Source organism: Streptomyces chlorus (assembly GCF_042655885.1).
Taxonomy (GTDB): Bacteria; Actinomycetota; Actinomycetes; order Streptomycetales; family Streptomycetaceae; genus Streptomyces; species Streptomyces chlorus.
This window is the reverse complement of sequence record NZ_JBHSOA010000070.1, coordinates 31,903-44,070: the sequence shown is the minus strand read 5'-3', so window position 1 is coordinate 44,070 and position 12,168 is coordinate 31,903. Positions and strand designations below refer to the sequence as shown.

The window sequence follows — 12,168 nt, the reverse complement described above, 5'->3', positions numbered from 1 at the left end:
CACCGCCCGCCCCTCGGGTCATGTGCGGGGCAAGCCGAACGGGGCACACCCCACAACGGGCGCACCGCCACAACGGGCACACAACCGGAACAGGCACACAACCGGAACAGGCACACGATAGGAATCCGGCCAATCACACAGCGCTACGCCTTCCCCGGGCCTCCAGGCCCTCGCCGCGACCTCCCGCCCCTCTTCGGGCGACAATGGCGTAAGCACCCCGCATCCTGCGCACATCGAACCGGACGGCTCGCGCATCGGCTGGCGTGAACTGTGGGGTCGTGCGCGATCGCACATGACGACGACGTGACAGGCGCCTGAAACGGTTTGCCGAACATGCGTAGGGTGCAGACAGCTCAACAGGATGAGTGCGCCGGGACAACGGGGCACAGGCACGGGACGACGGGCGAAGGAGGGAGCCGGAGCGATGGGCGACCACAAAGAACAGCCGCTGCGCGTGGGCGCGGCCGTGCGGCGGCGACGCCGTGCGCTGGATCTCACGCTTGCCGTCGTGGCCCAGCGCAGCGGCCTGTCGGTCCCGTTCCTGAGCCAGATCGAGAACGAGCGCGCGCGTCCCAGCCAGACCTCCCTGGAGAAGGTCGCCGACGCCCTGCGCACCACCGCCGTGGAACTCCTCGCCGCCGCCGATCCGGCGTGCAGTGTCGACGTCGTCCGCGCGGAGGGCACCGAGCAGTTGCTGGAACCCCGCGTCCGGTCCCTGGTACGGGGCCATCACCAGATGCACGCCTCCGAGTTCACCGGCGACCACGACGCCGGGCGCGAATTCCAGTTCCGCAACGACCAGTTGATGTACGTGGCGGACGGCGCCGTGGAGATCGAGGCGGAGGGTCGCGCCTACCGCCTCGGCCGCGGCGACACCCTGTACCTCACCGGAGGCGTCCGGCACCGGTGGCGGGCCACGGACGCGGAGACCCGGCTGGTCGTCGTCGCCGTCGCCGAGCACATCGAGGCGGTCCGGGACAAGCCGCGCCGGTGACATTCGCGCGCGTCGTCTCCCTCGTCCCGTCCCTCACCGAGGCCGTGGCGCGGTCCGCTCCCGGCGCCCTGGCCGGCGCCACGGACTGGTGCACGCATCCGGCCGGTCTGGACGTCGTACGGATCGGCGGCACGAAGAACCCGGACGTGGACCGCATCGCCGCCCTCGTCCCCGATCTGGTGATCGCCAACGAGGAGGAGAACCGCGCACCCGACCTCGACGCCCTGCGCGCGGCGGGCCTCGAGGTGCTGGTGACGGAGGTGCGGACACTGCCCCAGGCCTTCGGCGAGCTGGCCAGGGTGCTCACGGCATGCGGTGCGGCCGGCCGCCCCCGGTGGCTGGACGACGCCGAAGCCGCCTGGCAAGCGGTGGCACCCCCCACACCCCGCCGGACCGCGGTCGTGCCGGTCTGGCGGCGGCCCTGGATGGTGCTGGGCCGCGACACCTTCGCCGGCGACCTGCTGTCCCGCCTCGGCGTCGACCACCTCCACGCGGATCACCCGCAACGCTATCCCCGTGTACCCCTGGACGAGTTGCGCGCGGCGGCCCCGGACCTCGTCGTGCTGCCCGACGAGCCGTACCGCTTCACCGCCGACGACGGCCCGGACGCCTTCCCCGGACTGCCCTGCGCCCTGGTCGGCGGCCGGCACCTCACCTGGTACGGGCCGTCGCTGGCCGAGGCGGCGGCGGTGCTGCCCCGGGAGCTGCGAGCGGCAGGCCGCCGGCAGCACCGCGCGACATAAGCTGGCGTGATGAGTACGAGGGACGACCACGCGGGACATCGGCCGGTGACCGCGGGGCCCCTCGCGCACCGGGTGCCGGACCTCGGGGCGCTGGAGCTGCTGCTGGCGGTGGCGCGGGTCGGGAGTCTGGGCGGCGCGGCGCGCGAGCTGGGCATCACCCAGCCCGCGGCCAGCAGCCGGGTCCGGTCCATGGAGCGGCAGCTCGGCGTGGCGCTGGTGGACCGCTCACCGCGCGGATCGCGCCTGACCGACGCCGGAGCGCTGGTCACCGACTGGGCACGGCGGATCGTGGAGGCCGCGGAGGCCTTCGACGCCGGCGCGCAGGCGCTGCGGGACCGCCGGGACTCACGGCTGCGGGTGGCGGCGAGCATGACGATCGCCGAGTATCTGCTGCCGGGCTGGCTGCTCGCGCTGCGCGCACAGCGGCCGGACACGGCGGTGTCCCTGCTGGCCGGGAACTCCGCGACGGTCGCGGAGCGGCTGCTGGCGGGTGAGGCGGACGTGGGGTTCGTAGAAGGGCTGACCGTGCCCCCGGGCCTGGACTCCGCCGTGATCGCCCACGACCGGCTGATCGTGGTGACGGCGCCGTCCCATGCCTGGGCCCGCCGCCGTCGTCCGCTCGCCGCCGAGGAACTGGCGACCACTCCGCTGATCCTGCGCGAGAAGGGCTCCGGCACCCGGCAGGTCCTGGACACCGCGCTGGGCGGCCTGGCCCGCCCGCTGATCGAACTGTCCTCCACGACCGCGGTGAAGGCCGCGGCGGTCAGCGGCGCGGGCCCGGCCGTCCTCAGCGAACTGGCCCTCGGGGAGGAGCTGGCGATGCGCCGCCTCATCCGCGTTCCCGTGGACGGCATCGCCCTGGCCCGCGAACTGCGCGCGGTCTGGCCGACCGGCCACCGCCCCACGGGCCCGGCCCGCGACCTGCTGACCCTGACCCGCGGCTGAACACCTCGCGCGCCGGGCACGCGGGTGGTCAGTGGTCAGGGTGTCGTCGCCGCCCGCGTGGGTCACGGTGTGATGGCCGCCTGGATCAGGTGGCGTACGACCCGCAGGTCCTCGCCCATCTCCGGATGCCACTGCACGCCCAGCACCCATGCGGCGGACGGGAGTTCGACCGCCTCCACGGTCCCGTCCACCGCGTACGCCGACGGGATCAGGCCCTCACCGAGGTGGTCCACCGCCTGGTGGTGGAAGGTCGGTACGGAGGTCTCCTCCGGGACGGCGTCGGCGTACCGGGTGCCCGGCACCGGCTTGACCGGGTGCAGGCCGATGATCCCCGGCGCCCCCTGGTGGCCGTCGAGGTGCTGGACGAGGGTGCCGCCCAGGGCGACGTTCAGCAGCTGTATGCCCCGGCAGATCCCGAGCAGCGGAACACGGCGGTCCAGCGCCGCCCGGATCAGGGCGAGCTCCCAGGTGTCCCGGGCGCGGTCGGGCGGCCCGGTGCGCGGGTCGGGCTCGGCGCCGTAGCGGACCGGCTCCACGTCCGGGCCGCCCGCGACGACCAGCCCGTCGAGCCTGGCCACCGTCGCCGCGGCGTGCTCGGGCGCGTCCGGTGGGAGCATCGCGGCCAGCCCGCCGGCCCGCTGCACCAGCCGCGGATACCCGATGGGCAGCAGCGCGGCGTCCATCTGCCACGCGCCCCACCGCACCCCGGACTCCTCGTACGTGCTGATGCCGATCAGCGGCCTGGTCGTCATACCGTGCTCCTCCGTCTCCGACGCCGGTCCGGTCCTGCCCGGTCCCGTGCGGTCCTGTCCAGTCGGTCCCGGGACAACTCTGCCCGGCCGTCGCCGGCGCCGCGAACTCTTCCTCCGGCGCCTCCGCCACCGGATGCCTGCGGCCGTACAGGCCGAAGTACGCCACCGACGCGATGTACACCACCCAGGCGGCGGAGGCGAGGAAGTGGGCAATGGAGCAGATCCGGACCTTTGTAAGCCCATGCCTCCTGGCGTGGACGGCGGGGGGCAAGTCCCTCGCGCCGAAGCCTCCGCCGACCCGTGCGCCGGGGTCCCACTCCGGAGTTTGCGCTGCCCCTGGGGTGGAGCCCCGCTCCGAACCCGCAAGGCCCCCCGCAAGGCCCCCCGCACCGGAGCACTGCCCGGACCGCTCGGCCGAACCGGGGGTATCACTGTCCCCTCCGCCGGCGTGTCACGCCAGGAAGCCCCGCAGCAGTGCCGCCGTCCCCGCGCAGTGCTCGCGCGCGATCTCCCGTGCCCCGTCGGCGTCCCCCTCCAGCACCGCCTCGACCAGCGCGGTGTGCTGCCGCTGCGAGTGCTCCAGGTTGCGCACCAGCAGCGGGATGCAGTCCAGCAGGTCGTTCACCGCCGCCCGGACGGCCGCGTACTGCGCGGTCAGCGTCGGCGAACCGGACAGCTCCGCCAGCGTGAGATGGAACAGGGTGTCCAGGCGGCGGTACTCGGCCAGCGGGGCGTCACGCGTGCCCGCCAGCGCCTCCCGGAGCCGGGCCGCCCGCGCGTCCGGCAGGCCGTGCGCGGCGCACAGGCCCGCCGCGCCCACCTCCAGCACCTCCCGGAACCGCAGCACGTCCTCGATGTCGACCTCGGCGATCCGCCGCCGCAGTTCGGCCCCGCCCGCGTCCGTCGGCCGGGGCAGCACGAACGTGCCGCCGTACCGGCCGCGCCGGGACTCCACGAGACCCTGGTCCTGGAGCATCTTCAGCACCTCGCGCAGCGTCACCCGGCTGATCCCCAGCCGCTCCGCCAGCACCCGCTCGGCCGGCAGTCGCTCCCCGCCCGGGACCAGGCCCAGCCGCACCACCTGAAGGATCTGCTCCAGCGCCTCCTCGAAGCCGTTGCCCGCGCGCACCGGCCGCAGCACCGGCGCGAGACCGTCCCCGACCGCGCCGGCCCCGTCCTTCGGCTCCACCGGCCTTCCCGACTTCTCCGGCATACGGCCGCGTCCCCTTCCCAAGCAATGGTCGTCCGAAATACCTCATGGCTCCCGGCCGACCGAACCGAAGCCCGCAGAAGCCGCAAGCAGTCATCAGCGGCCGCATGCGGCCAGAAGCTCCAGAAACAGCCCGAGGAGGCCCTCCCGTGGCAGACCCCACACCCCCCCGCTCGGTGTCGAGGAGCTGCACGCCCTCGTCGCGGGCGGTGAGATCGACACGGTCGTCCTGGCTTTCCCCGACATGCAGGGGCGGCTCCAGGGCAAGCGGTTCGCCGCGCGCTTCTTCCTCGACGAGGTACTCCGGCATGGCACCGAGGGCTGCTCCTACCTGCTCGCCGCCGACGCCGACATGAACACCGTCGACGGCTACGCCATGTTCCCCGACCTCGACACGCTCCGCCGCGTGCCGTGGAACGAGGGCACCGCCCTGGTCGTCGCGGACCTGGCCTGGGCCGACGGCTCCCCGGTCGTTGCCGCCCCCCGCCAGATGCTGCGCCGCCAGCTCGAGCGCCTGGCCGGGCTCGGGTACACCGCCCAGGTCGGCACCGAGCTGGAGTTCATCGTCTTCCGGGACACCTACGAACAGGTATGGGACGCGGACTACCGCGGGCTCACCCCGGCCAACCAGTACAACGTCGACTACTCGGTGCTCGGAACCGGCCGGATCGAATCCCTGCTGCGCCGCATCCGCAACGAGATGGCCTCCGCCGGCCTCACCGTCGAGTCCGCCAAGGGCGAGTGCAACCCCGGCCAGCACGAGATCGCCTTCCGCTACGACGAGGCCCTGGTCACCTGCGACCAGCACGCCGTCTACAAGACCGGCGCCAAGGAGATCGCCGCCGCCGTCGCCTTCCTGGCCAGCGACGACTCCTCCTTCGTCAACGCCACCGACTTCCTCGTGGACGGGGGCATCGCGGGGGCGTACGTCACACCTCTCTGACGCCCGCCACAGGTGCCGCCGCTCCGGGGCCCGGCGTACGCCGCGCGCGTCGCCGGGCCCGTCGCCGCCCCCTGCACCTCCTCCACGCCTTCCGCCCCCACCGGACGCGGACGCCGCCGCCCCGTGCCCCGCAGCAGCGCGTGAACCAGTCGCCGAGGATCCCGTCCACGACGGCAGTCCGCTCTGCTCGCGGTGCTGCGTCTTCTTCCCTATGGGCCCTCGGCCGCTGACGGCAGTCTGCTGCCAAACACGGCTTGGAGGCTCACAGTGACAGCAGGACCGGCCCCCGAGAGGGCACCGAACGGCGTCGACTCCCCCACGGCATCCTTCGCGCAGCGCCGGCTGTGGTTCCTGGACCAGTTGGCCGGTTCCTCCACCGGATCCATGCTCCCGCTGGTCCTGCGGTTGCGGGGTTCGCTGGACGCGGACCGCCTGGAGCGGTCGCTGTCCGGGATCATGACGCGGCACGAGGTGCTGCGCACCCGGTTCCGCGCCGTCGGCGGGGAGCCGGTGCCGGTGGTCGACGCCCCCGCGGGCGTCGAGCTGGAGCGGGTCGAGGCGGACGGGGCCGAGGAGCTGTTCGTCCGCCGGCTGGGACGCCCCGTCGACCTGTCCGCCCAGCACCCGGTCCGGGCCGTGCTCGCCCGCGTGGCGCCCGACGAGCACCTGCTGCTCGTCGAGGTGCACCACATCGCCGTGGACGGCTGGTCGTGGGGCGTCCTGCTGGACGAACTCGCCGCCGGATACCGTGGCGAGCCGGTCGCCGCGCCCGCCCTGCGGTACGCCGACCTCGCCCGCGCCCAGTCCGAACGCCTGCGCGGCGAACGGCTGGAACGGCTCCTGGGCCACTGGCGCGAACGGCTGCGCGGCCTCACCCCGCTCGACCTGCCCACCGACCGGCCGCGACCGCGCGTCTGGGACGGCTCCGGGGACGTGGTCCGCTTCGACCTGCCGGCCGACCTGGTCGCCGCCGTCGACGCCCTGGCCCGCTCCCGGCGCGCCACCCGCTACACGCTCCTGCTCACCGCCTACCAGGCCCTCCTCGGCCACTGGGCGGGCCGCACCGACGTCGCCGTCTGCAGCACGCTCGCCGACCGGGCCCGGCGGGGCGCCGACACGCTCATCGGCCCCCTGGTCAACACCGTCGTACTGCGCACCGACCTGTCCGGCAGGCCCGGCTTCGGCGCCCTGCTGGACCGGGTGCGCGGCCGGGTGCCGGTGGACCTCGCCCACGCCGAGGCCCCCTTCGACCTCGTCGTCGGCGCGCTCGGCGGCTCCCGGGACCTGTCCCGGCACCCGCTCGCCCAGGCCTCGTTCACCCTGCTCAACGCGCCGATCAAACCGGTGGAGATGCCCGGCCTGGAGGTGACGCTGGTCGAACCGCCGCTCACCGAGACCCCGCTGGACGTCTTCCTGGACCTGACCCTGCGGGCCGACGGCAGCGTCGCCGCCATCCTCCAGTACGCCACCGCGCTCTTCGACGCCGCCACCATGCGTGCCTTCGCCCGCTCCTACACCGCCCTGCTCAGGGCGGTCCTGGCCGACCCCGACACCCCCGTGCGGGACCTGATGCGCGCCCTGCCCGACGGCCCCGGCGGCCGCGGCCGTCCCCGGCCCGACTGGCACCGGGCACCCGACCGCACGGCGGACCCCGCGCCGCCGGTCGCCTTCTCCGGCAGCCCCGACGCCACCGCGCTGTGCTGCGGCGAGGACAGCGTCAGCTACGCGGAACTGGACGCCATGACCGGCTCACTCGCCGCCGCGCTGCGCGCCGCCGGGGTGAGTGCGGGCGATCCCGTGGGCGTGCTCCTGCGCCGCGGCCTGTGGTCCGTCGCCGCCATCGAGGGCGTCTGGCGGGCCGGAGGGGCCTATGTGCCCCTCGACCCCGAACTCCCCGCCGAGCGGCTGCGGTACATGGCCGAGGAAGCCGGGCTGGCCTGCGTGGTCGCCGAACCCGCCACCGCCGTCACCGCCGCCGCCCCGCTCGCGCCGGTGACGGTGGACGTCACCGCGGTCGGCCCGGCCGCGGATGGTCCCCGCCACCGGCCGCACCCCCGCGAACTGGCCCACGTCGTCTTCACCTCCGGGTCCACCGGCCGGCCCAAGGCGGTCGGTGTCGAGCACGCCGCCCTCGCCTCGCACGTCGCCGCCGCCCGGCAGCGCTTCGGGATCACCTCCACGGACCGGGTGCTGGCCTTCGCCTCCTTCGCCTTCGACGCCTCACTGGACCAGGTGCTGCCCGCCCTCACCTGTGGTGCCACCGTCGTCATGCGGCCCGACGAGCCCTGGCTGCCCACGCAGGTTCCCGAGATCGTCCAGCGGCACGACCTCACCGTCGTCAACGTGCCGCCCACCTACTGGTCCGAACTCACGCTCTGCCTCGACCGGCGGCTGGCCGCCGCCCTGGGCTCCCTGCGGCTGCTGATCCTCGGCGGCGAGGCCGTCCCGCCCGACACCCTCGCCGCCTGGCGCGCCGCCGTCCCCCGGGCCCGGGTCTGCAACGCCTACGGCCCCACCGAGACCACGGTCACCGCCACCACCCACGACGCCGACGACGCCGACGACCCGCCCGGGGACACCGTGCCCATCGGCCGGCCCCTGGGCGACCGCCGCGTGTACGTCGTCGACACCGACGGCGAGCCGGTGCCGGTCGGCGTCGGCGGCGAACTCCTCATCGGCGGCACGGAGGTGGCCCGCGGCTACCTCGGGCGCCCCGCGCTGACCGCCGAGCGCTTCGTGCCCGACCCCTACGGGCCGCCCGGCGGCCGCCTCTACCGCACCGGTGACCTGGTGCGCTGGACGCCCGGCGGCGCACTGGAGTTCCTCGGCCGCCGCGACGACCAGGTCAAGATCCGCGGCTTCCGGATCGAACTCGGCGAAGTGGAGACGGTGCTGCGCGCCTGCCCGCTGGTCGTCGCGGCGGCCGCCCGCCCCGACCGGGCCACCGGCCGCGGCCTGACCGGCTACGTCGTACCGGCCCCGGACGCGCCCGCCGCCCCCGACCGGGCGGAACTGCGCGCCTGGTGCGCCCGCTACCTGCCGCACTACGCCGTACCGTCCGAGTTCGTCGTCCTGGACGCCCTCCCGGTCGGCGTCTCCGGCAAACTCGACCGCTCCGCTCTGCCCGACCCCGCGCACGCCCGCCCCGCCGACGACCCCGCGTACACCGCGCCCCGCGACGAGACCGAGCGGATCGTCGCCGAGGTGTGGGCCGACGTCCTGGGCCTGGACCGGATCGGTCTGGACGACAGCTTCTTCGACCTCGGCGGCCACTCCCTGCTCGCCACCATGGCGGTCTCCCGGATCGCCCAGCGCCTCGGCCGCGAGATCGAGCTGCGCACCGTCTTCGAGCACCCCACCGTCCGGGCGTTCGCCCCGCGGGTGACCGCCGTCCGCGTCAGTGGCGCCACCGGCATCGTCCCCGTCGACCGCGGCGGGCCGCTGCCGCTGTCCTTCGCGCAGGAGCGCCTGTGGTTCCTGGACCGTACCTCCGACCGGGGCGATTCGTACCTGCTGCGGTACTGCTGGCGGGTGCGCGGCGGCCTGGACCGTACCGCGTGGCAGGCGGCCCTGGACGACCTGGTCGAACGGCACGAGGTGCTGCGCACCGCCCTCGTCGAGTCCGACGGCCGCCCCGTGCAGCAGGTCCGCGACCCGGCCCCGGTGCCCCTGCGCTGGGAGCGGGCACCGCAGGCCCCGGACGAGCGGGTCCGCCTGGAGGCCGTACGGAGCCTGGCCGCCGCCCACGCCGGACGCCGCTTCGACCTCGCCCGGCCACCGCTGCTGCGGGCCGGCGTGTGGGAACTGTCCGACGACGACCACGTCGTCCTGCTCGCCTTCCACCACGCCGTCACCGACGGATGGTCCAAGGGCGTCCTGCTGGACGAACTCGGCCGCCACTACACGGCCCGCCTGACGGGCAGGGGCGCCCGGCCGGCGCCCCTGCCCGTGCAGTACGGCGACTTCGCCGTGTGGCAGCGCGACCGCGCCGACCGCGGCGCCCTGGAACCGCAACTCGCCTACTGGGAAAGGGTCCTCGAGAACGCCCCCGTGCTGGAACTGCCCACGGACCGGCCGCGGCCCCCCGCCTTCACCGGTCGGGGCGGCGCGGTCGAGATCGACCTGCCCCACGCACTCGTCGACCGGGCCGACGCCCTCGCCCGCGAGCGCGGCGCGACCCGCTTCATGGTGCTGATGGCCGCCGCCCAGACGGTGCTGGCCCGCTGGACCGGGCAGACCGACATCTGCGTGGGCACCCCCGTCGCCGGACGCGGACGCCTCGAACTGGAGCCGCTGGTCGGCTTCTTCGTCAACACCGTCGTCCTGCGCACCGACCTGTCCGGACGGCCCGCCTTCGGCACGCTCGTGGACCGGGTGCGCGACGTCGTCCTGGGCGCCTTCGACCACCAGGAGGTGCCGTTCGAGCAGGTCGTGGAGCGGCTCCGCCCGGAGCGCGACCTGTCCCGCAACCCGCTGTTCCAGGCCATGGTCGACGTCCAGGAGTCCACGGAGGCCGGCATCGGCCTGCCCGGCCTGGAGACCGCCGACTTCACGCTGCCCTGGGGCTCGGCCAAGTTCGACCTGACCGCCACCTTCGTGGTCCGGCCGGACCGGTTCGCGCTCAACGTCGAGTACGCCGCCGACCTGTTCGACCCGGACACCGCGACCCGGTTCGCCCGCCACGTCGGCCGCGTCCTCGCAGCCCTGCTGGCCGACCCCGCCGCCCGCGCCGACGAGGCCGCCCTGCTCTCGGCGGACGAACGGCACCGCCTCCTCGCGGGCGCCGGGCGGGAGACGGAGCCGGCGCCGGCGTTCGAGGTGGCGGGCGCGCCGCACGCCCCCGCCGTCGTCTGCGAGGACACGACCCTCGACTACGCCCGCCTGGACGCCCTCACCGGAGGCCTCGCCGCGGCCCTGACGCGCGCGGGCACGGTCCCGGGCGACGCCGTCGGTGTGTGCGTCGGCCGCGGTGTGTGGTCCGTGGCGGCGATGCTCGCCGTCTGGCGGGCGGGCGGCGTCTACGTCCCGCTCGACCCCCGGCTCCCCGAGGAACGCCTGCGGTACATGTGCGAGGAGGCCGCCGTACGGCACGTGGTGTGCGACACGCGCACCCGGGACCGCGCCGCCGCCCTCACGATCGGTGTGGTCGATGCCGACGACGTCCCGACCGACCCCGACGGACCTCGCCACACCCCCCACCGCGACGACCTCGCCTACGTCATCTTCACCTCGGGCTCCACCGGCCGTCCCAAGGCCGTCGGGGTCGAGCACCACGCCCTGGACGCCCATGTCCGCGCCGCCCGCGAGACGTTCGGGCTGACCAGGCGGGACCGGGTGCTCACCTTCGCCTCGACCTCCTTCGACGCCTCCCTCGAGCAGATCCTGCCCGCGCTGAGCACCGGGGCGACGGTGCTCGTACGCCCCGACGACATCTGGGCGCCCCAGGAGCTGGCCGCCCGCGTCGCCGCCGAGCGGGTGACGGTCATGGAGCTGACACCGTCGTACTGGACGGAACTGGTCGCCCGCCTGGACACGCTGGCTCCCCGACTGGCCTCCCTGCGGCTGCTGGTGACCGGGGGAGAGGCACTGCCCGCCGACCCCCTGGAGCGCTGGTTCGCGCACCTGCCCGGCGTGCCCGTGGTCAACACGTACGGCCCCACCGAGACGGTGATCTCCGCCACCGCGCACACCCTCGCCGGGGCACCGGCCGGCCGGGTGCCCATCGGCCGCCCGCTGGGCGGCCGCCGCACCTACGTGGTCGACCCGCTCGGCGAACCCGTACCGCTCGGCGTGCCCGGAGAACTCGTCATCGGCGGACCGGAGGTGGCCCGCGGCTACCTGGGGCGGCCCGCCCTCACCGCCGAGCGGTTCGTCCCCGACCCGTTCGGCGCGCGAGGCGGCCGCCTCTACCGCACCGGCGACGTGGTGCGCCGACTGGCCGGCGGCGTACTCGAGTTCCTCGGCCGCAACGACGACCAGGTCAAGATCCGTGGCTTCCGCGTCGAACCGGGAGAGGCCGAGGCGGTACTGCGCGGGCACCCGGGGGTGCGGGGCGCGGCCGTCGTGGTGCGCACCCTGAACGGCGAGACCGCCCTCGTCGGCTATGCCGCGGGCGGCGGTCTGTCGGAGGAATCCCTGCGCACGCATTGCCGGGCCCATCTGCCCCACCACCTCGTCCCCTCGGCGTTCGTCCTCCTGGACGCCCTGCCGCTGACCGTGCAGGGCAAGCTGGACACCGCCGCCCTGCCCGAGCCCGAGACGCCCGCGCCGCGGGCCGGCGTCGCACCGCGCACCCCGGCCGAGACGGTCGTGGCGCAGATCTGGTGCGAGGTGCTCGACCTGCCGAAGGTCGGCGTCCACGACGACTTCTTCGCCCTGGGCGGCCACTCCCTGCGCGCGGTGGCGGTCGCCTCCCGCCTGCGGATCGCCTTCGACTGCCCGCTCCGGGTCCGGGACCTCTTCGAGCACCCCACGGTCGAGCGGCTCGCCGCCGAGGTGGAGCGGCGTCTGCTGGAGCTGATCTCGCAGATGAGCGACGACGAGATCGACCTGTCCCTGACAGCCGACCTCTGACCGTCCCC

The 12,168-nt window shown here is 74.8% G+C and carries 6 protein-coding genes and 2 pseudogenes; 6 read left to right on the top strand and 2 right to left on the bottom strand.

The genetic code is table 11. The annotated features are described in order from the left end of the window. Positions 1–424 precede the first annotated feature (424 nt). From ACFPZI_RS28350 to ACFPZI_RS28340, 3 genes are read left to right on the top strand one after another with little or no spacing between them, the layout of a single operon-like run. On the top strand, positions 425–994 hold the full coding sequence (locus ACFPZI_RS28350; RefSeq protein ID WP_381368722.1) for a helix-turn-helix domain-containing protein: 570 nt from the start codon (positions 425–427) through the stop codon (positions 992–994). Further along, positions 991–1,737, top strand: a complete 747-nt coding sequence (locus ACFPZI_RS28345; protein WP_381368719.1) for a helical backbone metal receptor — start codon at positions 991–993, stop codon at positions 1,735–1,737. Before ACFPZI_RS28350 ends, ACFPZI_RS28345 begins: the two co-directional genes overlap by 4 nt. A gap of 9 nt (positions 1,738–1,746) precedes the next feature. After that, positions 1,747–2,682, top strand: coding sequence for a LysR family transcriptional regulator (locus ACFPZI_RS28340; protein ID WP_381368717.1), 936 nt, complete (start codon positions 1,747–1,749; stop codon positions 2,680–2,682). Positions 2,683–2,744: 62 nt separating this feature from the next. Here the strand turns inward: ACFPZI_RS28340 and ACFPZI_RS28335 are convergent, their stop codons facing one another. Both ACFPZI_RS28335 and ACFPZI_RS28330 read right to left on the bottom strand, forming a co-directional pair. Beyond that, entirely contained in the window at positions 2,745–3,434 is a 690-nt protein-coding gene (locus ACFPZI_RS28335) for a gamma-glutamyl-gamma-aminobutyrate hydrolase family protein (RefSeq protein WP_381368714.1), read from the bottom strand. 451 nt (positions 3,435–3,885) lie between these two features. After that, positions 3,886–4,647, bottom strand: a complete 762-nt coding sequence (locus ACFPZI_RS28330; RefSeq protein ID WP_381368711.1) for a FadR/GntR family transcriptional regulator — start codon at positions 4,645–4,647, stop codon at positions 3,886–3,888. Between the two features lie 184 nt (positions 4,648–4,831). Here ACFPZI_RS28330 and ACFPZI_RS28325 point away from each other — a divergent pair. The 3 genes and pseudogenes from ACFPZI_RS28325 to ACFPZI_RS28315 form a co-directional block, all read left to right on the top strand. Continuing rightward, positions 4,832–5,488, top strand: a pseudogene (locus ACFPZI_RS28325) (type I glutamate--ammonia ligase); the annotation flags it as partial. Further along, positions 5,471–5,587 (top strand): annotated as a pseudogene (locus tag ACFPZI_RS28320) (SDR family oxidoreductase); the annotation flags it as partial. The pseudogenes ACFPZI_RS28325 and ACFPZI_RS28320, both read left to right, overlap by 18 nt. A 267-nt stretch (positions 5,588–5,854) precedes the next feature. After that, positions 5,855–12,160, top strand: a complete 6,306-nt coding sequence (locus tag ACFPZI_RS28315; RefSeq protein ID WP_381368708.1) for an amino acid adenylation domain-containing protein — start codon at positions 5,855–5,857, stop codon at positions 12,158–12,160. Positions 12,161–12,168: the final 8 nt, after the last annotated feature.

Excerpts from the sequence above, each read along its gene's own strand:
- ACFPZI_RS28350 (WP_381368722.1), top strand. The coding sequence starts at position 425 with ATGGGCGACCACAAAGAACAGCCGCTGCGCGTGGGCGCGGCCGTGCGG.
- ACFPZI_RS28340 (WP_381368717.1), top strand. The coding sequence starts at position 1,747 with ATGAGTACGAGGGACGACCACGCGGGACATCGGCCGGTGACCGCGGGG.
- ACFPZI_RS28335 (WP_381368714.1), bottom strand. The coding sequence starts at position 3,434 with ATGACGACCAGGCCGCTGATCGGCATCAGCACGTACGAGGAGTCCGGG.
- ACFPZI_RS28330 (WP_381368711.1), bottom strand. The coding sequence starts at position 4,647 with ATGCCGGAGAAGTCGGGAAGGCCGGTGGAGCCGAAGGACGGGGCCGGC.